Annotated in this window: 20 protein-coding genes and 1 pseudogene; 8 read left to right on the forward strand and 13 right to left on the reverse strand. The window is 61.0% G+C overall.

The annotated features are described in order from the left end of the window. Positions 1–127 precede the first annotated feature (127 nt). Positions 128–742: a TetR/AcrR family transcriptional regulator gene (locus ACM64M_RS02420; protein ID WP_416227037.1), complete on the reverse strand. Its 615-nt coding sequence runs from the start codon at positions 740–742 to the stop codon at positions 128–130. Between the two features lie 124 nt (positions 743–866). Between ACM64M_RS02420 and ACM64M_RS02425 the strand changes: the two genes are divergently transcribed. Then, positions 867–2,327: an MFS transporter gene (locus tag ACM64M_RS02425; protein ID WP_416227038.1), complete on the forward strand. Its 1,461-nt coding sequence runs from the start codon at positions 867–869 to the stop codon at positions 2,325–2,327. Between the two features lie 10 nt (positions 2,328–2,337). On the opposite strand, the gene ACM64M_RS02430 is transcribed toward ACM64M_RS02425, so the two are convergent. Beyond that, a complete protein-coding gene (locus tag ACM64M_RS02430) occupies positions 2,338–3,378 on the reverse strand; it encodes an alpha/beta fold hydrolase (RefSeq protein WP_416227039.1) in 1,041 nt (346 codons plus the stop codon). Between the two features lie 290 nt (positions 3,379–3,668). Next, a complete protein-coding gene (locus ACM64M_RS02435) occupies positions 3,669–6,326 on the reverse strand; it encodes a TonB-dependent receptor (protein ID WP_416227040.1) in 2,658 nt (885 codons plus the stop codon). Between the two features lie 255 nt (positions 6,327–6,581). On the opposite strand from ACM64M_RS02435, the gene ACM64M_RS02440 reads away from it, so the two are divergent. After that, complete coding sequence (locus ACM64M_RS02440; protein ID WP_416227041.1) at positions 6,582–8,255, forward strand: sulfatase; 1,674 nt, start codon at positions 6,582–6,584, stop codon at positions 8,253–8,255. A gap of 25 nt (positions 8,256–8,280) precedes the next feature. Beyond that, positions 8,281–9,111 (forward strand): hypothetical protein, encoded by an 831-nt coding sequence (locus ACM64M_RS02445; RefSeq protein ID WP_416227042.1) that lies wholly within the window; start codon positions 8,281–8,283, stop codon positions 9,109–9,111. On the opposite strand, the gene ACM64M_RS02450 is transcribed toward ACM64M_RS02445, so the two are convergent. Together ACM64M_RS02450 and ACM64M_RS02455 are read right to left on the reverse strand one after the other, a co-directional pair. Beyond that, positions 9,105–10,859, reverse strand: coding sequence for a sulfatase-like hydrolase/transferase (locus ACM64M_RS02450; RefSeq protein WP_416227043.1), 1,755 nt, complete (start codon positions 10,857–10,859; stop codon positions 9,105–9,107). The two genes, ACM64M_RS02445 and ACM64M_RS02450, sit on opposite strands and share 7 nt — an antisense overlap. Positions 10,860–10,889: 30 nt before the next feature. Then, positions 10,890–11,285, reverse strand: coding sequence for a hypothetical protein (locus tag ACM64M_RS02455; protein ID WP_416227044.1), 396 nt, complete (start codon positions 11,283–11,285; stop codon positions 10,890–10,892). Between the two features lie 129 nt (positions 11,286–11,414). Here ACM64M_RS02455 and ACM64M_RS02460 point away from each other — a divergent pair, with 129 nt between their 5' ends. Further along, the gene (locus ACM64M_RS02460) at positions 11,415–12,422 is read left to right on the forward strand and encodes a formylglycine-generating enzyme family protein (protein ID WP_416227045.1); all 1,008 of its coding nucleotides are present in this window, start codon (positions 11,415–11,417) and stop codon (positions 12,420–12,422) included. Here ACM64M_RS02460 and ACM64M_RS02465 read toward each other — a convergent pair. The 5 genes from ACM64M_RS02465 to ACM64M_RS02485 form a co-directional block, all read right to left on the reverse strand. After that, positions 12,419–13,399, reverse strand: coding sequence for a glutathione S-transferase N-terminal domain-containing protein (locus tag ACM64M_RS02465; protein WP_416227046.1), 981 nt, complete (start codon positions 13,397–13,399; stop codon positions 12,419–12,421). The genes ACM64M_RS02460 and ACM64M_RS02465 overlap by 4 nt on opposite strands. 11 nt (positions 13,400–13,410) lie before the next feature. Next, a complete protein-coding gene (locus tag ACM64M_RS02470; protein WP_416227047.1) occupies positions 13,411–14,478 on the reverse strand; it encodes an MBL fold metallo-hydrolase in 1,068 nt (355 codons plus the stop codon). 279 nt (positions 14,479–14,757) lie between these two features. Then, the gene (locus tag ACM64M_RS02475) at positions 14,758–15,729 is read right to left on the reverse strand and encodes an alpha/beta hydrolase (RefSeq protein ID WP_416227048.1); all 972 of its coding nucleotides are present in this window, start codon (positions 15,727–15,729) and stop codon (positions 14,758–14,760) included. Between the two features lie 10 nt (positions 15,730–15,739). Further along, positions 15,740–16,630: a sterol desaturase family protein gene (locus ACM64M_RS02480; protein WP_416227049.1), complete on the reverse strand. Its 891-nt coding sequence runs from the start codon at positions 16,628–16,630 to the stop codon at positions 15,740–15,742. Positions 16,631–16,671: 41 nt separating this feature from the next. Further along, positions 16,672–17,097 (reverse strand): hypothetical protein, encoded by a 426-nt coding sequence (locus tag ACM64M_RS02485; RefSeq protein ID WP_416227050.1) that lies wholly within the window; start codon positions 17,095–17,097, stop codon positions 16,672–16,674. A gap of 169 nt (positions 17,098–17,266) precedes the next feature. Here ACM64M_RS02485 and ACM64M_RS02490 point away from each other — a divergent pair, with 169 nt between their 5' ends. After that, positions 17,267–17,992 (forward strand): response regulator, encoded by a 726-nt coding sequence (locus ACM64M_RS02490; RefSeq protein ID WP_416227051.1) that lies wholly within the window; start codon positions 17,267–17,269, stop codon positions 17,990–17,992. 17 nt (positions 17,993–18,009) lie between these two features. Next, on the forward strand, positions 18,010–19,365 hold the full coding sequence (locus tag ACM64M_RS02495; RefSeq protein ID WP_416227052.1) for an ATP-binding protein: 1,356 nt from the start codon (positions 18,010–18,012) through the stop codon (positions 19,363–19,365). A gap of 911 nt (positions 19,366–20,276) precedes the next feature. Here the strand turns inward: ACM64M_RS02495 and ACM64M_RS02500 are convergent. Then, positions 20,277–21,542, reverse strand: a complete 1,266-nt coding sequence (locus ACM64M_RS02500; protein ID WP_416227053.1) for a type II toxin-antitoxin system HipA family toxin — start codon at positions 21,540–21,542, stop codon at positions 20,277–20,279. Then, a complete protein-coding gene (locus ACM64M_RS02505; RefSeq protein ID WP_416227054.1) occupies positions 21,539–21,781 on the reverse strand; it encodes a helix-turn-helix domain-containing protein in 243 nt (80 codons plus the stop codon). The genes ACM64M_RS02500 and ACM64M_RS02505 overlap by 4 nt, the downstream gene beginning before the upstream one ends. Before the next feature lie 239 nt (positions 21,782–22,020). On the opposite strand from ACM64M_RS02505, the gene ACM64M_RS02510 reads away from it, so the two are divergent. Both ACM64M_RS02510 and ACM64M_RS02515 read left to right on the forward strand, forming a co-directional pair. Then, the gene (locus tag ACM64M_RS02510) at positions 22,021–22,950 is read left to right on the forward strand and encodes a hypothetical protein (protein WP_416227055.1); all 930 of its coding nucleotides are present in this window, start codon (positions 22,021–22,023) and stop codon (positions 22,948–22,950) included. Then, entirely contained in the window at positions 22,917–23,390 is a 474-nt protein-coding gene (locus tag ACM64M_RS02515) for a hypothetical protein (protein ID WP_416227056.1), read from the forward strand. Before ACM64M_RS02510 ends, ACM64M_RS02515 begins: the two co-directional genes overlap by 34 nt. A 289-nt stretch (positions 23,391–23,679) precedes the next feature. On the opposite strand, the pseudogene ACM64M_RS02520 reads toward ACM64M_RS02515, so the two are convergent. Next, a pseudogene (locus ACM64M_RS02520) lies at positions 23,680–24,123 on the reverse strand (transposase); the annotation flags it as partial. Between the last annotated feature and the right edge of the window lie 158 nt (positions 24,124–24,281).

The following is a 24,281-nucleotide window of genomic DNA, read 5'->3' on the forward strand; positions in this document are numbered from 1 at the left end:
GGTGCAGTCGCCATCCGGACGCACCAAAGCGCCGCCGCAGCGCTGATGCTGCGACGCTCAGAGACTTAATGCATCACATTAGAAAGTCAAGCGAGCGGGGTAATCGCCTTGGCCAATGCCACGATGCCTATGCCCCGAGATAGGCGGCAATGCAGGTGGCCGCGTCCTTCACTGCGTCTTCAATCGGCGGCGCGGTTCCGGCCTCGACCTTCCCGGCATAATCGGCCGCTTGAACCAGCGAGATCATGAAGCTGTGGCGCATCCGCGAGACGAGTTTGTCGGGCGGCACATGCGGCAGGCAGGAAACCAGCTCTCCGCGCAGCCACAACAGGCTTTCCAGGCCCGCCTCGACCGTCGATTGCGACAGGTCAAAACGCGGGTCGGTGCCGAATTGCAGCGCAAAGCTGACATACATCCGGCCGCTCTCTTCAAGGCATGCTTCCATGAAGGGGCCGATTGCCGCTTCGATAAGCGCCACCACGCGGGCGTTCGGATCGCTTTCGTCGACCCTCTGAAGCCGGACAGCCCGCTCCGCCTCGATCGCACGATATTTCTGCGTGAAGACTTCCCTGATCAGGCCTTCGATGCTGCCGAAATGGTAATGCACCGCGCTGGGATTGCGGGCGCCAGCATCGGTCGTGATCATCTTTACTGAGACCGAGCCAATGCCCCTTTCGGCAATCAGCCGCTCGGCCGATCGCAGCAATTCGGCCTTGGTGTCCTGACGACTTGATACTTCCATAACACCCGCTAATAATGCCAAGCATTAGAATGGCAATGCCGTGTCTTATCATTGCTCCCAAGGAGATAGCAAGCGGAGGGCAAGCAATAAGGCAAAGGCATGGAGCGTCCTGGGGAGAGCGCCTGTGAATGAAGCTGATCACGGCGCTGTTGCCGCAAAGCCTGTGGCAGGCACGCCTCCGCTGGGGCGCTGGACGAAGCTGGCGTTTGGTTTCGGCGCAGTCGCCCCGGGCGTGACGACGGGCGGTTTCGAATTTTTTCTGCTCATCTATTACAGCCAGGTGGTTGGGCTTGATGCCCGGCTGGTTGGGCTGGCAATCCTGATCGCGCTGGTCTGCGATGCGATCAGCGATCCCATCGTCGGCTATTGGTCGGATAATTTCCGTTCGCGCTGGGGCCGCCGCCATCCGATGATGTATGCCTCGGCGCTTCCCGTGGCCTTGGGTTTCTTCCTGCTGTGGTCACCGCCCGAAGGGGCAAGCCAGACAGCGCTGTTCTGGTATCTGCTGGTGCTGGCCGTCACAGTGCGGACTGCGATCACGTTTTACCGCACCCCTTCGGCTGCGCTGACACCCGACCTTACCCCTGATTACGGTGAGCGCACCAAGCTACTCAGCCTGCGCTATTTCCTCGGATGGACGGGGGGCAATGCCATTGCGGTGTGGATGTTCTTCATCCTGTTCCCGCGTTCGGCGACCGAGACGATTGCCGATGGCCGCTTCAATCCGGACGCATACATCACCTATGGCATTGTCGCGGCGGTGGTTATCCTGCTGTCGATCCTGATTGGATCGGTCGGAACGCACTCGCGCATCCCCTACCTCACCCCCGCACCGCCAAAGCGCCGCTTCACGCTCAGGCTGATTTTCGGAGAATTGTTCGAGACACTGGCGAACCGCTCCTTTCTGGCGCTGTTCGCAGGAGCCATGCTGTTCGGCATCGCGGCGGGGTTGAGTTCGGGCATGTCGCTTTATTTCTTCACCTATTTCTGGGGCTTCAGCGAAATCGAGACCGGCATGCTGTTCCTCGGAACCTTCGTCGCTGCGTTGATCGGTTTTGTGCTGGCCCCGATTGTCTCACGGCGCATGGGCAAGAAGCGCGGGGCGATCATTGTGGGGCTCGTCGCCTTCCTCGGCGCGCCTCTGCCGATTGTGTTGCGACTCGTCGGCCTGCTGCCGCCCAATGACGATCCCTTCGTGTTCTGGTTCGTTCTGGTGGCGCAGATTATCGATGTCGGCCTCATCATCTGTTTCCAGATCCTGTTCGCTGCGATGCTGGCCGACCTTGTCGAGGACAGCGAGATCCGGACCGGGCGGCGCTCCGAAGGCGTGTTCAACGCCGCCGAGACCTTCGTCGACAAATCGGTGCGGGGGATCGGTGTCATGGCGGCAAGCGCGGTGCTGACGCTGGCCGTGCTGCCGACCGGGGCCGGGGTGGAAGAGGTCAGCGCCGACACTCTATGGTGGATGGGCGCCTTTTATGTGCCGCTGGTATTGGCGCTGTGGCTGACGATGATTGTATTAATTGCGCAATATCAGATTGATGAGGCCACCCACGAGTCGAACCTGCGCCAACTGGGCCGCTGACGCGCGCCGCTTATTCCGCCGCCGCCGTCGCCGCCGCGGCCACGCGTTCGATGGCTTCAGCAATCTCGGTCGGAACCTCTTCCTGCAGGAAGTGACCGGCCTGGGTTTCGGTCACGCGGGCCTCGGGGAACATCTCCGTCATCACCGGCAGAATGCGCGAGAGGATCGGGTCGCGCATCCCCCACACGATCTCGGTCGGCACCTTGAGCGATTTGGCATAGGCCTCAACCTCTACCATCGTCGGCGAGCTCGGGTGATCGGGACCGGTTGGGACCATCCGCATCAGCGCCAGCGGGCCCTTGATATTGCCGCTATCGCGCACCGGGCGGGAATAGAGCGCGGCGACTTCCGGCGGGATTGATGCCGGTTCGCCCTGCGCTTCATGGATCCGGTCAAACACCGAGACGACATTCTCGAGCAGGATTTCGCCCACAATCGGGGTCGCAGCGATTGCGTGAGGGCGCGAAAGCTGGAACTGCTCCTTGGGCGCGGTCCAGCCGGTGTTGAGAACGACCATGCCCTTGAGCAGTTCTGGCGAGCGCATCATAGCGCCCAGCCCGACCGCGCCGCCCCAGTCCTGGCCAACATAAACCGTCCCACCCAGATCAAGCTGTCGCAGCGCCGCATTCATCCAGCGGATGTGATTTTCAAGCGTGTGCTGGCTCGCCGGGACTTTCGTGGAGAATCCCAGCCCGACCATGGTCGGCATGATCAACCGCATCCGGTCGGTCGGCAATTCCTTCCAGATCTTGCGGTACAGCAGGCCGTTGGTGGGGTTGCCGTGCTGAAGATAGACCGGAGTGCCCGATCCCGCTTCGAGCATGTGGATCTTGATGCCCGGCTCGACCTCGATGAGATAGCTCTTGTAACCTTCGGGCAGCACCTCGTGGGCATAATCGGGCAGGGGAAAGCTTTCGAAGGTGCCCGAAGCGGTGACCACTGTGCCTGACCCTTGCGGCGTGACCAGCGCGCCCTCGCGGGTCATCCACCAGATCCCGGCAATCGCAGGAATCGCCACGATACCCAGCCCGATCAGCAACTTCATCATCATCCAGAAATCTCCCGCGTCTTTCGGTAGCCAATTCTAATGCATCACATTACACAGTTTTCCTAAGGGCAATCTCCGCGACAATCAAGCTTCTCGCGGTGTTCCGGCGGAGCGAGCGGCAAGAAGCAGTAGACCGACGAATACCAGCTCGGGCACAATCCGCTCTGGCAAGATTGGGACGCCATCTAGCGCGGTGGCCATGATCCTTCCGAACGCCAGCACGCCGAAGATCAGCGCCAGCAACACGGGCTGCAGTTGAACGAGGTGTTAAGGCAACCGTGTCATCGCATAGCTCAAAACGTCTTGCGCAGGGTCGCCCCGAAGGTGCGCGGCTGGCCCGGTGCGCCGCTGAACGAACCGGCTTGCAACACCGTTGGCGATGCAAAGACGAGATATTGGTCATCGAACAGGTTGCGCGCCCACAGGCTGATGCCAAGCCCGCTCTGCGCCCTGATACCGAGCGCGGCGTTGATCAGGTTCTGTTCGCGGGTGTAATCGGTCGCATCGATGATCGCCTGCTCTGCGGGATTACCGAAGAAGGGCGAATCGCCAATATGCTGCCAGTCGGCCCGCACGAAGGCGTCGAGGTTGCTGATTGCAAAGCCATAGGCCGCCGCGAGGCTGAACTGCGTTTCGGCAATCCCTTGCGGCTTTTGGCCGGAGACATCGATACCGTCCCCGAAATTTGGGAAGCTGTCATAGACCGGATCGAGGAAGGTCGCGCCGCCGGACAGGACCAGCCCCAGATAAGGGCTCCAGGTGAAATCGAATTCCACCCCGAAGGTCGACTGTTCGGCTGCATTGGCAAGCACGAAGCCTTCTTCGGTGAAGACGTTGGTCTGGAAATTCTGAATCGTCTGATCGAACACTGTGAGGTTGAAGCTCAGCGTGTCGAAGGCAGCCTTGATCCCAAGCTCAAAAACTTGCGAATCCTCAGGGCCAGCAAAGCGCGTGCCCGATGACAGGTTCACAAGGTTGAGCCCGGCATCGGTGATCGGCGATGAGGGGGTCGCAAACACCGGGCGCTGCGTGAAACGGTCGAACACGGGATTGCCGACGGTGTAGTCATCCGGGAAAGGTCGGCTCTGGCGCGACAGGTTCCACGAGGTCGCCTTGAATCCGGTGGCATAGGAGACGTAGACGTTAATGTTGTCGGTCACATCATAGGCCAGCCGCGCGGTGAAATCGGTGCTGTTGTCGTTGCTGATCCCGTCTTCGACCGCGTTGGGAAAGCCGAGGAAGGGGGGGAACGGCTGTAAGGCGCGCACCGCGTTGAACGGATTGGTGGGCCCTCGCGCCACTGTCAGCGCCTGCTGCTGGAGCTGGGCGTAGACCTGCGGGCTCGTCTGGATGAACATGCCGACCTGCGCGGGGTTGGTCGGATTGACCCCCCTGCCCGTCAGCAGCTGTGAAAGGACTGCGGCATAGCCCAGCTGTTCGAGATTGAGGCTGGCCAGCGCCTCTGTGCTGACTGCGGTCAGGCTGACTTCCTTGTGGTCGTCAGTGTAGCTGATGCCGAAAGTGGCGGTCAGCCGGTCGGTGATGTTGATGTCAGCCGAAGCGAAAATTGACCACGCCGTGTTGTCCTGATGCCCGACATCGGTGATCCCCTGACCTGCGCCGCCCAGTGTGGGCGAAGGGGCCCCGGTGGCCTGGGTGATGAGGTTTTCCAAATTGAGCAGAACCTGCGGGCTACCGATAAGCGAGTCGAGGAAGGGGCGGTAATCCGCGCCATTGAGAATCTGGTTGTTCACATCCAGCGTCTCATCAAAATAGAAACCGCCCACGGACCAGTCGATCAGATTGCCCGCACCGACCGACTGCAGCCGGATTTCCTGGGTGAAGGTTTCGATCTCGCTGCGCTGATTGACCTTGCCGAACAGCGAAAGATCGGTGACGTCGGCGTCGAAATCGGATGAATTGGTGTTGCTGCGATAGGCGGTGATACTGGTCAGCGCGGCAAAACCCAGATCGACATCACCCTGCAGCGATACGCCTGCGTTCTCGATCTCGTTGGCTGGCGCAACGTCGTAATAGACGTTGTAGGAGAACGGATCTTCAGAGATGAATTGCCCGCCGATGGCGCGGACATTGGCGCCGGTCGGGCCTTCGACGAGGTTGGTGACACCGCAGCAGACCTCGTCGATCTTGTCATAATCGCCGATCAGGCGGAACGATACATCGAGCGTCGGTTCCCACAAGATATCTCCGCGCACGCCCCAACGGTCGCGCTGGTTGTAATCGTCGCCCGTGCCCAGATCTTCGAAAAAACCATCGCGGCGGTTGTAATTGCCCGAAAGCGAGGCGGCGAGGTTTTCGGTCAACGGCCCGGTGACATAGGCATCGAAGCGCCGCAGATCATAATTGCCGATACTGGCTTCAATCGCTCCTGAGAGCTCGAATTGCGGCTTGCGGGTGGTGACCGAAATGACCCCGGCCGAAGCATTCTTGCCGAACAGCGTCGATTGCGGTCCGCGCAGCACCTCGACCCGTTCAAGGTTGGGCAGGTCCGAGATCGCCGCTGCCGAGCGTGAACGGTACACCCCGTCGATGAAGACGCCGACCGAAGGCTCAAGCCCGATCGCGTTCTGGCCGTTGCCAAAGCCGCGGATGAAGAAGGTGGTGTTGCCCGAAGTTTGACCCTGCCGAACCGCCAGCGAGGGCACCAGTGTCTGCAGATCGGCGAGGTCCTGAATTTCGGCCTGCTCGATTTCCTCAGCGCCGACCACTGAGACGGCTACAGGAGTTTCCTGAAGAGTCTGTTCTCGCTTGGTTGCGGTCACAACGATGACGGGGACTCGCGGGGTCAAAGCGTCCGGCTGGTCAGGACCAGCCTGTTCCTGCGCATGCAGCGGCGCGCCCATGCCGATCAGGAGCGCCGGAAGCGCGGCACCAAGCGCCAGCGTCGAACGAAATTTGACGGGTTGTTTCCCCCGGCGAGATTGCAGCACTATTCCCTCCCAAGTCCGCAGCCGACATTCAATGTGTCGGATGATTGATTACATTAATGGTATACATTATTTTGAGACCCGCAAGGGGAGATGTGCGGGCGTAAGGCAAACGTCTTGATGTCAATGCTTCGCGACAGCGCATTGCCATTTCTAATTGAACACATTAATCACTTGCCGAAACGGGTTTGCAGGCGGCGGTAAATCCGGCTTCACTGGCAAGCCGGAGACCGGAAAGCGGCAGGGAGGGAGACGCGAATGCTAAAGAAGATCGGGATCGCAGGGCTAGTCGCCGTGCTGCTGATCGGCGCGCTGGGGTGGTTCAACCGCGGGACGATTATCCAGATGATCGCGCTGAACCGTGCCGAAGCGAACCGGATCGAGACCGGTCCGACCCAGACCGTTCCGTGGAGCCAGGGGCCTGCCGCCGCGACCACGCCGCTCGCCGACCGGCCGCCCAACATCGTCTTTATCCTGCTCGATGACCTCGGCTATAACGACATCACCACTTCCGGTGGCGGCATTGGTGGCGGCAAGGTGCCCACCCCCAATATCGACCGGCTGGCAGCGCAAGGCGCGATCTTTTCACAGGCCTATTCCGGCACCGGCACCTGCGCGCCGTCGCGTGCGATGCTGATGACCGGGCGCTACCCTACCCGCACCGGGTTTGAATATACGCCAACGCCCGATGGCATGACCAATGTGATCGCCGCTTTTGCCGCGGGCCGCGGGAACGACACCCTGCCCCCGCTGGAGATCAACCCCGAGATCAACGACGACATCATGCCGTTCAGGAACAAGGGCTTGCCGCAATCGGAAATTACCATTGCCGAGCTGCTCAAGGAGCAGGATTACCACACCGTCCACATCGGCAAATGGCACCTTGGCAACAGCCCGCAATTCCTGCCCAACGCGCAAGGCTTCGATGAAAGCTTGCTGATGCACAGCGGGCTCTATCTGCCCGAGGATGATCCGAACGTCGTCAACGCCAAGCTCGATTTCGATCCGATCGACCAGTTCCTGTGGGCCGCAATGAGCTTTGCTGCCTCGTTCAACGGCGGTGAGCCGTTCAAGCCGGGCGGCTATCTCACCGACTGGTGGACCGACGAGACGCTGCGGGTGATCGAGGCCAACCGCAACCGGCCGTTCTTCCTCCATCTCGCGCATTGGGCGCCGCACACCCCGCTGCAGGCGACCCGTGAGGATTTCGACGCGGTCGGCGAGTTCGGGACCCATCGTGAGCGGGTCTATGCCGCGATGATCCGCGCGGTGGATCGCAGCGTCGGACGGGTGCTGGACAAACTTGAGCAAGAGGGCCTCGCCGACAACACCATCGTGGTGCTCAGCAGCGACAATGGCGCGCCGGGCTATATCGGCATTCCCGATGTCAACGCACCGCTCAGGGGCTGGAAGATCACCCTGTTCGAAGGCGGCATCCGCGTGCCCATGTTCGTCAAATGGCCGCAGCGCATTGCGCCAGGCACCGTGGTGGACAGCCCGGTTACGCATATCGACCTGTTCCCCAGCCTGGCCTCAGCCGCAGGCGCGCCCTTGCCCAGTGACCGGGTGATCGACGGGGTCGACTTCATGCCCGCCGCCTTCGGCACCGCCCCGCTCCAGCGCAAGGATGATGCGATCTTTTGGCAATCGGGCAATTACCGCGTGGTACGCGCGGGCGATTGGAAGCTGCAGGTGGATGGCTATCAGAACAAGCTCTGGCTTTTCAACCTCGCCGCCGATCCAACCGAAAAGGCCAACCTTGCGAGCCAGCAACCGCAGAAGGTCGCCGAATTGCAGGCGCTGCTGGCCGCGCATCATGTTAACGCCGTGCCCTCACTATGGCCGCACAGCCTGATCAGCCCGATCGTGATTGACAAGACCATCGATCAGTCGGTTGCGGAGGGGGATGAGTATATCCTGTGGGCCAATTGAAGCGGCAGGAAAGGAGTAGACCAGCATGAATATCGTTCTTGCGGCCCTTGCGAGCACCCTCGCGGCCATTGCTGCTGCGGGGACGGCGGTGACGATCACCGGGCGGCGCCAGCCCTCGCGCCCGATCCACCGGCAGGAGCGGGTGATCTTCGCCGCGCTGCGCCACAACGACCCGAGCATCCCGGTGCAGGTCGAGGATGTCTTGTGGACATCAACCACGCTGTTCACTCTGGTGGGCGAGGGGGAAGCCTATTGGACCCATTTCGCCATTCTCCCGCAAGGCAGTCCCGCTGTATCGCGGCTCACCGCGCAGCCCGGAGTGACAGACCTCTTCGTGGCCGAAATCGAACTGACCAACGTGCCTTCCGCCGCGCTCGGCATGTTGCGGCTGCGTCATCGGCTTGGGCTGACCCGGCGCCCGAAGGGCCCGCTGCCGACCACGCTCGATCATGTAGAAGGGCGGCGCGATGTGCTGCCAACGCTTGAGGCGATCGGCCACGCCCAGGCGCTGCCGCGGAGCATGCAGGTGACGATGGTGAATTTTCTCGAATATCCCGCGATCACCAAAGGCGACGCGGCGGATGGGCGCGCGGCTTATCTTCGCTATGGCCGCCAAGCCATGCGGGCAGTTCACGGTGTCGGCGGCCAGTTCCTGTTTGCCGGCCAGATCACTTCGGTGCTGGCCGCGCCGGAAAGCCCGGCATGGCAGGAGCCGTGGGATGATCTCGCAGCGATGATCTATCCCGATCCCACCGCGATTTTCGCCATGGAGCAGTTCCCATTCTACCGCCGCGCGCTCGGCGACCGGGACGAAGGCCTCAAGCGTACGCGCGTGATCGTCACCCGCGCCTATTGAGCGGCCCTGCGCCGACGGCGGAGCGCGCGCAGCGCCAGCCAGAAAGCCGCAACAAGCGCCAGTAGGAACGCGCCCAGCACGCCATAAAGCCAAGGGTAATTGCTGAGCAGCCGTGTCCCAATGTTGCGGTTGACCTGCGCCATGGAATCATAGCCTTCGGGCATCTCCAGCACGCCTACCCGTTTGGCATAGGCGGCGTATTCAGCGAGCAACCGCTGCATGACCGCAGGCTCGGTTGCGCTGAGATTAGTCGTCTCGCCCGGATCGCGCGCCAGATTAAAGAGTCGCCACTGGCCGTCGCCCACCGGGGGCACGCTGCGGGTGATCTTGTAATCGCCCAGATAGAGCGCGGAATTGCCCGACACCTCGACCGCTCGGGCCTCGTCAGGGTCATAGGCGCTTTCGGCCGCACCGCTGAGCACCGGGAGCAAGCTTCGCCCGGTCATCGGCTTGCCCTTGGCTTGATGCGGGTTGACCTCGAGCCAGTCCAGCACGGTCGGGGCGATATCGGTGATCATCGCCGGACTGGTGATCCGCTGCGGGGCGATGCCGGGCCCGGCCATAATCAGCGGCACCCGAATCCCGCCTTCGGTGGCATAGAACTTGAACCAAGCGCCAGGCGTGGCGGCGGCTGCGGCCCATTCGGGGCCGATGAAGCCCCAATGCCCCGGGCCGCCCATGGTCTCAGCCCCGATGTCATAGCCGGTCAGCCAATGGAACAGGCTGAGGGTTGCCGTGTCGTCGCCGCGCGAAGGCTCCGGGCCGTTGTCGGAGGAGACGATGAATATCGTGTTGTCGTATTCACCCCTGGCCCTGAGATGCGCGATCAGTCGCCCGATGTGAAAGTCCATCGCCTCCAGCATCGCCGCGTTCACTTCCATCCGCGCAGCATAGAGCGCCCGATCCTCGACCGAGAGGCTGTCCCAGGCGCGGAAATCGGGCGGCAGGGCAGCGAGCGGCGCGCCTTGCGGGATCAGGCCCAGCGCCTGCGCCCGTTGATGCCGTTCCGTGCGCAACGCCTCCCACCCAGCGTCATATCGGCCCTTGTAGCGGTTGATGAATTCCTGCGGCGCCTGCACCGGGATGTGGATCGCCTGAAACGGCAGATAGGCGAAGAACGGCTTGGCCGGATCGGTCTCGGCAAGATATTCGATCGCCGTGTCGACAATGAAGCGCGAGGAATAGAAATCTTGGGGAAGGCTGGCCTCCACCCCGTCTTCGAACCAAGGCGCGTCCTTGTAATAGGGCATGTAGGACCGGTCGGCCCAATTGTCCGCGCCTGAGGCCGCCAGCGCGAAGCTGCGGTCGAAGCCGTGCGCCTGCGGCATCTCGTCCGCAGCCTCGCCCATGTGCCACTTGCCCGCCATCACAGTGCGATAGCCCTGCGCCCGCAGCCGGTCGGCCAGCGTTAGCACCCCCGGCTCCAGCGCCATTGTGTAGCCCGGCTGGCCGCGCTGCTCCTTTGGCAGGACTTCAGGAATAGTGGCCACGCCGGTGAGGTGCGCATCCATGCCCGTAAGCAGCATCGCGCGTGAGGGCGAACATAGCGGTGAGGCGCGGTATTGGGTGAACAGCGCCCCACGCCCGGCCAGCGCGTCGATATTGGGCGTGCGCGCCTCGCCGCCATAGGCACCGAAATCCATAAGTGCGACATCATCAGCAAGGATGATCACGACATTGGGGCGCTTGTTCGCGGTGGTTACCGGTCCGGTCGCTCCGGCCAGCGCGGCAAGGACCAAGAGCGGCACCAGCAGTCTAAAGCGCAATCTCCCCATGCCCTAGCTCTTGTCCTCGCGCCGGCTCCCAAGCGCGCGGCTGGCAAAGATCAGAACAGTCCCAATCACAACTTCGATAGCCACAAAGTGCCCGAGAAATTCAGCGCCGTGAAACAGAAATGCATTAGTCCGATATGCAGCGGCGCCAAGGATCAGTACCCCCGCAGCGATGAACCACGGTCGCTCGCGCGTGATCAACGCCAATATGGTGAAGGTGGCGGCACCCAGAAAGAGAGCACCAATATCCATCTGGCTGCTCAAGCCAGCTCCGGTCAGCAAGGGCATTTCAAGCACCTTTGCAGCGCGCTCCGGGACAAGCAGCCAAAGCGCCGCGTTGGTGCCCATGAAGAGTGCGATGATGGCGACGAGCGCCAAAACATCCCATCGACCCACTTGCATTCGCCATACCTCCATCTTGTTAATGGGGTATATTATCTGTAAGTGTGTTGTCAATCAAAGGCACGGCGAAGGGCTGGTCTGCCAGGCGCTGGTTGGCCGAGCAGTTCATGCTAGCACGCGATGTGCCACATGAATAATGGCGCTCTGGGCGGAATGGTGATGATTGTGCGCGATCCAAGGCGGGACAAGCAGATGCGGTTCAATCGAGGCAAGATACTGGACGTACCGTTGGGGCTGCTGCTCACCGCGTTGCTCGCTGTTTCCGCCTGCGGCGAGGCTCCACAGCAGGACACGATCAAGCGGGCCGCCCCAACCTGCACGGGGCTTTCCGAATCCGCAATGGTGTGGGTCCCCAGCGGCCGATTCACTATGGGCGCGGATGGCCGCTACCCCGAAGAAGGCCCGCCGCGCGCGGTTGAGGTCGAAGGCTTCTGGATGAGCCGCACGGAAGTTACCAACGCTCAGTTCGCCGCCTTCGTCGCCGCAACCGGATACCGCACCGAGGCCGAGCGCGACCCAAAGGTCTTGCCCGGCGCGCCGCGCGAAATGTTTCAACCCGGCTCGGCCGTGTTCCGCGTGCCGACACCCGACAACCGCAATTGGTGGGCTTGGGTGCCGGGCGCGAACTGGCAGCACCCTTCAGGCCCGCAAAGCGCGATTGCGGAACGCGACCGTGACCCCGTAGTGCAGGTCACCTATAATGACGCCCTCGCCTATGCCAGCTGGGCGGGGCTGAGCTTGCCCAGTGAGGAACAGTGGGAGTTTGCCGCGCGCGCCGGAGCCGAATCCTTGCCCGAGCCCAAGGACACTTCGGGCAGACCGACCGCGAACTATTACCAGGGTGTCTTCCCGGCGCGAGATACGGGCGAAGACGGCTTTTCCGCCCTCGCACCGGTCGGCTGCTTTCCCGCCAATGACTTTGGCCTCTACGACATGATCGGCAATGTCTGGGAATGGACCACCAGCATCGTCCAGCCGGGCCAGCCGGTGAATGTGATCAAAGGCGGATCATACCTGTGCGCGGCCAATTACTGCGCCCGCTATCGCCCCGCCGCACGCCAGTTTCAGGAACGCGATCTCGGCACCGACCACATCGGTTTCCGCCTTGTCGACAACGAACGGCCCGCGCCACGCTAGGCAAACAGCGCTAGGCAATTGCTGCGGACCAACAGCGCGTCGACCTCAGTGCGCACCTCTGGCGGTAGGTCGGCATGTCGGCGGCGCAGCGCGTTCAGGCACTTGACCTGATAACCGAAAGTTCCCTGTTCGTAAGGCAGCCCATCGACTTTGATCCGGAAGCTGCCTTCGCCCGCAATGTAGGCGGCTTCGTTGGCGCGTAGAAAGGGGACATAAACCCGCCCTGCCTCGCTCAGAATCGCCTCGACTGCGGTGGACCAACCCGGCACCCACTCGCCCTCGACGCCTGAGGCATCGTCGACATGGGCCAGCCAGCGATAGGTATAGGGATAGTCGCGTCGCATCATCCCCTGCGCGGTCGGATCGACACCGAGCTGCGAGATTTGTCCGTAAATCCCGAACTCAGCCAGCGACGGGCAGGTGCCGAACAGCCAGTGGCACGTCGTCACGTGCGCTTCCAACGCGGCCAACACCCGGCGCGTTGATGCCTCGATCAGCGGGAAATTGTCGCGCGCGCATCCCACCAGCGCCATGCGCCCTACCTGTCGATCGCGGAAGGCGTTGGCGAAGCCCTCAATCTGAACCAATCCGCCACCCTGGAACAGATCGAAGGCGAGCCAGTGGCTCATCTGGTCCTGATCCACCGCCTCAAGCCAGCGATAGCCGAACATCGCCTTGGTCAGCCATTCATCTGCAAAATCCTCGATCAGATGCGCAATGAAAGCCTGTGCCGGATCCTCGGGGACAATCGAGCGCTCAAGGTGCCTTGCTTCAAGATCGTGGATCAGGGGAGTGCTGTCATTGGTGAAATGCCCCTCGGGATACTCCAGAACCGGGATGACTGGTGCCTTCATATACGCCTGCGCCGCACGCGTCGCTGGGCCTTGCGACCAAACATGCGGGATGCGGCGATAGCGCAGGATCGCCCGCATCTTCATCGAATAAGGTGACGCCAAAGCGCCGTGGAGTTTGTACACAGCGCTTTTCCTCACATCAGGCTGCGGCGGTCAATTGCCTCGCTGTTCGGCGGGAGCGAGAACAACATCCCGTCCTCGCCCACCGCGATCTCGCCATCGAACCGCGCGGGCGCATCGCCAAGGAACGCAGGGTAGAGGTATGCCGCCGGCAGCGGCGGCACGAGGTGCGAAAGGACCAGCATCTGCGCTCTTGCCGCCTGTGCGCTTTCCGCCGCTTGTTCGGGCGTGGAGTGATAGTCTTGGATGTCGTGGAATATCTTGGCAGTGTTGGCATTGCCTTGCGCGGCAAACGCTGCCTCAACCTCTTTGAGCAAGCGAGGTTGCAAAGCGTCATGGACAATCAGGTCAGCCCCCCTGCAGACGGCGATCAGATTTGCTGATTTCGCCGCATCCCCGCTGATGCACAGTGCGCGGCCCTTGTAGTCGAAGCGATAGCCGACCGCGGGCCTGATCGGGTCGTGATCGACCTTGAACGCCGTCACTGTCAGGCCGCCGCCTTTCAGGATGGTTGCGCTGTCGCCTTTGATAGCAAAGGGCCGCGCCTCCGCTCCGCCTCCGCTGCTCGGCACGACTGTCTCGCCGTGGTGGGCGATCCGGTAAGTGTGATCGAGCACATAAGCGGCATTGAAGCCCGCCACGACCTGCTCGACACCTTCGGGGCCATGGACCGGGAGCGGGGCGGTGCTTGCTCCGCGGGTCCAATGGAACAGCATCAGCGGGCCAATGCCGTCAATATGGTCCGAATGGAAATGGGTCAGCAGCAAGGCGTCGACATCACCGGCGCTGATGCCCATCAAGTTGAGGTTGCGGTTGCCGTTCTCGCCCATATCGACCACGAGCACTTGGTCTCCCGCGATCACCACATTGCAGGGTCCGGCGCGCTGAGGATTGGGCATCGGCGAGCCCGTGCCGCAAAGCCCGATATGCAACCCGTCAGTGAGGCTGGCCAGTTGATTGCGACCAGCCAATTGCTGCGCGGCGCGTTCGAACGCGAATTGGCCGATCGGTTTCTGAAACACAAAAGCCGCAGCCCCGGTCAGCATGACCAACACCAAAAACCCAATCCCGATTCGCTTCATTATCCTTCCCCTTTGCACGAGCTATTGGCTTAATTGACTACATTAGGCAATTGCTCTCGCTTTTGCTGTATTCTGCATGCTGAGGGCGTCGAGGTGCGGCGGCTCGGGCGCTTCAAGTTACCGCATCGGACATTATAGCGCATTGGATCAACATCAATGAAGAAGGCATCGGGGTCCGTATGCCCGCATAGTCGACGATTGTGAGGGGAGCCGAATATCAGCAACTATGGTCCCCGGCGGGGCTTGTAGGGGACAAGGTGTTACTGACAGCTGCTCACACTAGGGCAGATCAAATCGCCCATAGGTCGGCGTACCGCCGGTCAGGTGATCGACAGCAAACTGTACCGAGGCATCGATACCGGCGGCGGTCTGAGCCTGATTGCTCGTGTCGAAACCGTGTTCGGCACCAACCAGAGTGTAGAACGCAAACGGCACGCCCACCACATCGGCTCGCTCCGTCAGATCAAGCGAAATCTGGTAATCCACCAGCGGGTCTTCGTTGCCATGCAGGATCAGGAACGGAACCTCGCCCGCTTCAAGGTCGCTCACACGAAAAAGCTCGCCCCACCAAGCGTTGTGAAAGCGCGGTTCAGGCCGTGCAATGCCAAACTGGTTGAGCCCATAGGCGATCTGGGCTGTGACGATCGTGCCGGCCGAGGAACCCCAATAGCCCATCCGGCTCATGTCCATACAATATTCTTCCGCGTTGTCTTCCATCCAGCGTAGCGCGGTGACCCCGTCTTCGATAGCGCTGATCACGGCGGGGAAGAGATTGCTTTGGGGATTGGCAATGCCGTCATCGACCAGCGCCTGCGCGAAGGCCGAAAATTCTTGCGAAAAGACTGGGCTGTCGCCGGTGAGGCGGTAATTGATCGAGACAAAGTTGAATCCCTCGGCGGTGATCCGCGGAGCGATGGCGGCCACAAGCTGGTCCTGTTTGTCGCCGAGAATGAAGCCGCCGCCATGGACATAGAAAACCGTGGGACGCGGCGCGGTGCAGGTCGCCTCTGGCTGGTAGATGTCAAGCAGCAGGTTGATGCTGCCGGTCGTGGTTGCACCTTCGCCGTACTTGATGTCCGAAAGCAGCGTGAAGGCGCTCGGTGTGGGCGTGGGTGTCGGGGTGGGAGTGGGCGTTGGGGTCGGCGTAGGTGCAACCGAAACCGGCGAGGCGGTCTCGTCGCCACCACAGGATGACAGTGCGAAGGCGGCGACAATGCACAACAGGCTGCGGGGGCGAAGGATGGGGGTCATGGTGTTTTTCCTATTGGTTGGCATGAAGGGATAGGGTGAGAGCGAGCGCGCGGCGCGAAGTGTCGTCCGCATTGCTGGTCGCGAGCTCCGACGGGCGACCGAAGAGAACCCGCCAGGCATCGCGCACGGAGCGCGCCTGCTTCAGGTCGCGCCACAAGTTCGCCCATTCGTAAAAGGCGATGACGAACGGATTGTTGCTGGTGACCGGCGTGGTCAGGCCATAGCGCACCGGCTCATCCTCGCGCTCTTCGACGAAAGTGCCGAACAGCCGGTCGAAGACGATCAGCACCCCGCCGAAATTGGTATCGAGATAATCGGGGTTGGAACCGTGATGCACCCGGTGGTGCGAGGGCGTGTTGAGCACCCATTCGAGCGGTCCAAGCTTGCCCACCGCTTCGGTGTGCAGGAAATATTGGTAGCGCAGATTGGTCGCCATGAGCGTCGCGATGACCACGGGATGAAAGCCCATCAGCGCCATCGGCAGCAATACGACCCAGCCACCCGAAATCGTGCTGGTCCAGCCGAGGCGGACGGCCGCGGGCAGGGTGAATTCATTGGGTGAATGGTGCACCGCGTGGCTGGTCCACAGCCAGCGGATCGTGTGGCTGAAACGGTGCTGCCAGTAGTAGAAAAACTCCAGCACGAAGAAGCCGACCGCCCAGGTGCGCCAGTCATCCATCGCCCATTGCACCGGCGCGAGGCTGAACACCGCGAACATCGCGGTGGCCACCACGCCTCCGGTGATGAGTTTGGAGAGGAATTGACCCACCATCACGCCGAGACTGGCACCAAGCGAACCGAGGTCATAACCCCGCCCCGATCGTCTGCGCCAGAGGAACTCGGCCAGCGCGAAGAGGATGACGATCAGGGCGAAGGCTACCGGGGGCTGTTCGGTCAGCATGGCGTGCTCCAGAAAATCGGGTGATGGTGGGCTTGCCGGGCTCAGAGGGGCGGGCTGAGCGAGGCAATCTCGGTACGGCTGAGGACATTGTCGCCATTGGCGTCGCCAGCGATAAAGGCAGGGGCTTCGCCCTTCACAAGTTCGCTTTGCGAGACGCGGCGGTCGCGATTGCTGTCGAGCGACGAGAGCATGCGATAGGCTTGGTCGAAGCGATCGCCGAACATGCGCGGGCGGTCCTTGCTGTCGACATAGCCGTCTTCATTGCGGTCCATTCGCGCGAACATGTCAGAACGGACCCGGTCAAATTCGGCGCGGGTGATATCGCCATCACCATTGGCATCGGCGCGCTCAAGCATCTTGCGCATCTGGTCGCTCGATTGCGCGCTGGCCGGTGCGGCGAGGATCAGCGCGGGGCCGATCAAAATGCCGGCAACAAGCGCGGACATGCGTTTGAAAATCTTGGTCACGGGGGTCTCCATCAATTGCGATGAAGGCAAAATGACCACGCCGCATTGCCCGCGTTTGCCGCGAGCGACACAAATTGTGACGAATTGTTGCCACAGCGGGTGCGCCCGGACACAAATGGTCGCAAAAAGGGAACTGGAGTGAAGCCCGGTGCGTGCCTATTGTCGCCTGGTGCAACAAAACCCGACCATCCTCCTCGTCGATGACGATCCCGAGCTTCTAGACCTCGTCTCCGGGGTGCTGGAACGCAGCGGCATGCGCACCCTGACGGCGCAATCGGTGGTCGAGGCCGAGGCGCCGATTGCCGAGGCGCGGGCCGATCTTATGGTGCTCGACCTGATGATGCCGGGGGAAGACGGCCTCAGCTTCTGCCGCCGCCTGCGCGCAACCTCCAATATCCCGATCATCATGCTCACCGCAATGGCCGAAGACATCGACCGCATCGTCGGACTGGAGATCGGGGCGGATGATTATTTGGGCAAGCCTTTCAACCCGCGCGAACTGGTCGCCCGGATCAAAGCGGTCCTGCGCCGCCGCAGAACCGAAGGCGCGCCCGATCCGGCAACAGCGCCGCGCGCGCTGCGCTTTGGGGGTTTTGTGCTGTTGCCAGACCAATTGGCCCTAAGGGATTCTACCGGAGCCGATATCGCGCTCACCTCGGGCGAATTCGCGCTGCTGCTGGCGCTGGTCGAGCGTGCGCCGCGGGTGCTGTCACGCGACACGCTGCTCGATCTGTCGCGCGGGGTGAACACCAATCCCTTCGACCGCAGCATCGATTCGCAGATTAGCCGCATCCGCCGCAAGATCGAGCCTGACCCCAGGCAGCCACAATTCATCAAGACCGTGCGCAATCTCGGCTATGCTTTCTCGGCCCCGGTAAAGCGCGAAGGTTATTGAGGCGGCAGGCAGGCGCAATGTTCAACTCGATCCTCGCGCGGGTGCTGGCCCTGACCTTCGGCCTGCTGGTGTTGACCCTCGCCGCGCTGATCCTGATCATGCAGACGCCATTGTCCGGCCGCGTGTTTGACCGGGCGATCAGCGATAGCGCTGATGGCATCACCGAACTGGTATGGCTGATCGAGACTTCGCCGACCGAGGTCGAAGGAGCGATCCTGTCGACCTATGCAAGCCGGTCGCGGGTGGCGTGGATAGATGATAGCTTCGATGCCGCACTTGCCGCTGATGGCGCAAGACAGACGCTCCTGATCGGGATCGACAGCGCGGTTGCCGAACGGTTGCGGGAACGAGACATTCGCTTTGGTGAATTCGGTGCGCTCGAGTTGGCGCGCATGAGAGGCGCAAATCCCGACCTGTTCTACAACTCCTCAAGCACGCTGCATATCGCGATTGCGCTCGAAGATCGCCGGGTTCTGAACATCTGGCTGTCCCCTTCGATCATCTATACCGAGCGGCCCTATGGCCTCATTTTTCTGGTTGCCCTGCTGCTGGTGGTGACGGGTGTGCTGGGGTTTGCGCTTCACTATGTGATCATGCGCCCGATCCGCGCGCTGGAGCTTGATGCAGAGCGTGTCGGGTTGGCGGAAACCGCTGTCCCCGTTTCGGAGACCGGCCCGCTGGAGCTGCGCCGCCTCGCGCATGCGCTCAACCGGATGCGGCTGCGGCTCGACGGTCTGATCCGCGAGCGCGAACAGATCATGGTCGCGATTGCGCATGACATCCGCACGGGTCTCACCAAATTGCGCCTGAGGACCGATGGCAGGGACACTATCCCGGTTGCCGAGATCGAATCCGACCTTGCCCAGATGGAGCACCTGCTTTCAGACATGATGGCCTATGCCCGCGCCGAAAGCCCAGTCGTGGAGCACGAATTGATCGAACTGCGCGCCTTCCTCGCCAAGCTCGCCGAGGCAGCGCCGCAGCATGTCGACGTCATTCAGGACAACCCGTTGGACCCGTTCACGATTGCCGGAAGCCGGCTGGCGATTTCCCGGATGTTCGAGAACCTGCTCGCAAACGCGCGGGCCTATGGCAAAGGATGGGTCGGCCTTCGCTTGGAGCGGGATGCCGAGGGGCTGAGGATCGCGGTGGAGGATAACGGTCCGGGCATCCCCGAAGCCCAGCTGGACCGGGTGTTCGAGCCGTTTTTCCGCGGCGAGGGATCGCGCAACCGGGCGACCGGCGGAACCGGCCTCGGCCTGGGCATCGCCCGCGCCATCGCGCATACGCACGGCGCGCAGATCCGGCTATCCAACCGCGCCGCCGGGGGCCTGCGCGCCGAGGTGGTCTTTCCCGCTGCGATGGGCATGTAGACGCTTAGGCCTTAGTCTGTCATCGCTTATGGAAAAACGCACCACTCGGACGGAATTGCTCAAAATTCCGAACCAAGATCGTCTACCGAATGGCAATCTCTTGTTCCTTGAACCCCAAGCCCCGACGGTTCGCAAGCGGCCCGTTATCTGTTGCTCGATTTGCAACAGCAGCTGGGCCAGTTTCGCACTGCGACGCCATGCAGCGATCAGAAATTATCCAATGGCGAGGACGAAGTGGGCCTTTCGATGTGGTTTTCGCAAGAGCCGTAGAAGGGGTCGGCGAGGTCAAGTAAAGCACTGAAAATATATTGTTTTTAATTCGTACTCATCTGCGGGTCGAGAGTTGGTAAAACGCCGGAATTGTCAATCACACGCGTCAAGCAATCACGCCAATTTGACGCAACAACCCCGTGCTAACATCTCGGTTCCGGCTCAACCCAAACCATGCTGACAAGCCTAATTGCGCACAGCAATAAGGTGTCTCTGTCCTTGAGAATGGCGCTGACCGAAGCGGGCTACAAGGACAGAACGACGTAATGTCATGACGTAGCCCGCGGCTGGGTAAAGGAAATGCTTGGTATGAGGGTGGCAGGAGCGCTTCGGTCGTCAATTCAACACGTCTCTTGCATTAGAGAGTTGGTAGGGACAGATAAGCGTCACGCGACGCACGACAATTCTTACTCAGGCGGGATACGATCCGGTCGACCTTTGAAATACGTCGTTTTAACTTTATAATTCAATACTTTAAATCAATGGTGCCAGAAGAGGCACCACATTGAGATACTCAAGATATTGAAACTACATGCCTTTCTGATGCCCAAACGGTGCGAGGCCCGCAAATAAGCCCGCAATGCATTCTATCAAGCTGATATATTTGCCTTTTTCCATGTATCCACCTTGATAATTTAGCCTCACAGAGCAAATTGTCGCCACTGTTTTGTCAGCACTACGTTGATCTCGTCACACGAAGCATCCACACCTGTCTCGCGTGCATGGGCAGGCCACTCAGCCAAGGCGTCTCTCACCTGCTCCACCATTTCTGCAATGCGGCGGGGTGCAATGCCATGGCGCTGTCCGAGCGCATCGACATGAGCGCGGGTGATTGCCCGCCCTTCACCTTCCACACCCATGTAATGCTCTCCGCCGGGGCCGCGGGAAAATGTCAAGTCGAAGGCAGGGGAAAGATGCCATTCGCCTTTCGTATCCATCAAGAATGCGTGCTGACGGACATGGTCGTCGCGGTTGTGGGCAAGGACATTGAACACCATCCGCCGAAAGGCCTGTTCCAGGTCGCGAACGTCACGCGTGATTGCCAGTGTTGCTCTGAAGAAACCATCATAGTCGAGGCTGGGCATGTGGGGCGACGCCTCCACTGCCCCGCCAAGGCTGACCATATGGATCCGCTTTCCGGGTGCGGGCCTGTCAAAACGGCGGGTGGCAAAATGCCCGCTGCCATTCTGCGAGGCGATCAGCCGTGTCTCGGCCATTTCAATCCCGGCAGCACGCGCCATACGGGCATAGGCCTCTTCAATCGGGCCAATATCGGGAGGGTCGCTGAGCGAGGGAAATTTGACGATCCATTGTTCCGCAACAAGGCCAGCTGCGCTGTTTGCAAGCTCGTCTCCCGCTTGCAGCAATCCATCAGCATCAATGCTGATGTGGACCTTGGGTCGGGCCCCACCTGAACCACCACCAAGTCTCGCTAGGAACGCATCGAGTTCGCTTTCGTGCCCCAAAAGGACATGATGCGCTTCGCCCGCCAACCGGTCGAGGTCGATCGCACCTGCATCTTCGGCAACAAGCGTCGCCGGACGGAACACCAGCGCCCCCCTTCCTTTGTTGCCAATCAATGCCAACCGGTCCACTGCATCAAGATCGTCGTATCGATGGCCCAGCCTCCGCAATTGCCCATGGAGCAGGAGCGCCCCCCACGCGTCCGGGAGACTATCAGCCAGGAAACCGTGCAAGCCATCGAACAATCCCCTACGCGCGGCATGAAGGCCCGGTTCAGGCGGGTAGTGGAGCGGTGAAAAGGCTAGTCTTGCAGCACGCGCCCACTCTGACCATTCGAGTTGCGCCACGCCGCCTGCCATGGCGAGCCGACCCACCGGCTGAGGCGCCGCTGTCTCGTCAGTCCAGAGCAGCACTTCAAGCGGAGTTCCAGGCGCGAGTTTCACTTGCGCGTCCTCCCCACGCGCTTGCGCTTCCCCGATGCTACACGTTGACGCTCAAGCAACTCATCCATATTGTTGGCCACCGGTTCGGGGAAAAGCTCTACCAGACCATGTTCACAGCGCAGAACCATCGCGGCGCGGACAAGATCCCCGATCGAGGCCTTTCCCTCCCCCTCCATCCGCCGCCAGGTGCGATAGGCTACGCCCGACCGCTCCGCCGCATCCTTCTGCGTCAGGCCCAATGCAACCCTCCTGACCCTAATCTTCTGTCCAATTGAGGACAATTGATTGTGTATGACATCATACATCGTCCAAATATGGACGTTATTGGTAAAATATGCAAGATAACTCATTGGACGGCATACCGCCTGTTCCAAAGGTCAGGAATTTCCACCATTCTGCCATGCTACATGGTCATCCTGGATTCTCATCCAAAGCAACTTACGAAGACCAGGCACTGCTCGAACCAAGGTCAAGCTCAATGTCCCGATCAAACTCCACCCACGATCTCTCCCGCTTGATGAAATTTGCCGAGCGCGAACCCTGGGGCAAAGTGATGGACGACATGCTGTCTGCCCACCTAGGCCTCGCATGCAAAGACACTGGGCTCGATCCGGATGCCATATTCGATCTCATCGGCGATCACTGGCAAGGGCCGATATGGGGCTGCGCATTCGAGGACATGCTCGCCCAGGAACTGGAGCCGGATGGCGCCAACCTGGTCAATGACTACCTCAAGCGCAGGGGCTGGAACGAGAAGGCGCACAACAAGGCCTATATGCGTGCACTGCGCGATGGTGTCATGTCGCTCTATGAGGTGAGCGACGTCGTGTCTGGCCGGTCAATGACTCTACGCGATCTGTTGCGTGATACACCGCCAGTGACTGTGCACGAGCAGAGCGCCACCCAAACCCTGATCAATTGGGACAAGATTTCCACCAGAGTCGTCGAGGTGAACGGGCGGCGTGGTATTTCCGGCGCACTTCTGGCCTTCAGCCCGGAAGGTGCAAAGCGGATCGCGGAAACCTATTCCCTATTGCTTGACGAATCCGGAAACGAGGCCGGGCCTGATCCGACCGATCCGGAGATGTTGCTGCGCGCCTCTGCGCCGATGTTCACCAATATCTGGCTGCTGGACAGCCTGGGTCAGCTGATGGCGAGCGAGGAACCGGAAATGGTCAATGCCGACGGTGATGATCTAGTGTTCCATCGGATCATCTTCCCACTGGCAAAAAATGTGCTGGTAAGGACCGTGACGCGAATGCTGAATGCGGCGGAATGGCTTTCACCCGCCAGCGATAACTTCTGGAACTGGCTGGCGCCTGCCGCAAGTAGCAGGCAATTTGGGAGCACTGGCAAACAGGCTTTGCTGACCCCATGGATGACGGCGCACCGGTTTTCGCCAATGTAGAACTGGAAGGGCGCAAACTGATCGTCGAAGTGAACAGCGCCACACGCGCGCAGCAGGCGACCCAACAGATCAGCGATTGGCTGGGTGAACGCGTCGAAACGCCGCTCACGGAAATCCAGACCTTGGCTCAGGTGATGACCGATGGTGCCACCCGCGACGAGCCGGACCTGTCGTCGGAAATTCCGCCGCATGAGATGGAACACATTGTTCACGACTTGCTGACCCGCGAATATGTGCGAGCGCTTGACGAGGCGGTTCCGGCATTGGGCAACAAGACGCCCCGCGCCCTGGCGCGCGCAAGAACCGGCAGGCCCCAGGTGGCGGAATGGCTCAAATATCTTGAAAACGGTTCCGCAAAAACCGGCGAGTCCGACCCAATGGCTAGCTATAACTTTGGCTGGATGTGGGATGAACTGGGAATCAGTGAACTGCGACGTTGATCCTCCGTTCCTGGCATTGCGGGCGCGAGTACACAGCCCAATTCAAAAAGGGCCGGAAGCGGAACTGCAGGCCTCTCGAATGTCGTTTTCGAGAAAGCCCACCAATAGGCCCGCTAAATCCGCTTAATGTACTGGTTTGATGCCTTTTTCATGGCTTAAAGTTGATCTTTCGGCTTCGCGAAACAAGGCCAATCGATGTCCGCTTTGCGCCCTATTCTGTTGAAGAAGTCGCAGCTGGCGCGGGCTGAAGGCGGGTGTGGATAGCGGACGAGCGGAGGCAGCAGTCCACTCAGGCGAGTGCGAGACCCGGCATTGGTTGCATCTTGGCCAGTTTGCGGAGGTTCTGGGCGGCTGCGGCTAGGTGGAACTCGTCATTTGCTCCATTGGGACCGCGCAGACGCAAGCGATCCAGCTTCAGGATGTGCTTGAGGTGCGCGAACAGCATCTCGACCTTCTTCCGTTGTCGTCGCGAGACGAGATAGGCATCGCTGGTTGCAATATCTCGGGCCCTATCGCGCGCGCTTTCGTGGACGGAGCGCATGATCTTGCGGGCTGCCAGCTTCGGGGTGCAACGTCCTTTCAGTCCGCATGCACCACAGTCCTTCTCGCGGGCCCGATAGCGGATGAAGCCGTCGGCATTGGCACGCAGGCGCGGCACGCTGAAGTTGCGGTTCGATAGACGCAGGCGATTGCCGCCTGGGCAGATGTAGCTGTCGTCGTCGTGATCGAAGGTACGCTGCAATTGGGAGACTCAGGGGGAATTGGCGCCAGCGAGCGACCGGGAGTGTCCGCTCCGGGTTCGTAAGCTGAATGTCTGCTCTTCAGTTTGCGGTCCCAAATGCGGTCAGCCCGCAATCGGCCCAACTGCTGAAGGTCTGGAGTTGTCAAAGC

It is taken from the genome of Qipengyuania sp. ASV99, assembly GCF_047872805.1.
Classification (GTDB): domain Bacteria; phylum Pseudomonadota; class Alphaproteobacteria; order Sphingomonadales; family Sphingomonadaceae; genus Erythrobacter.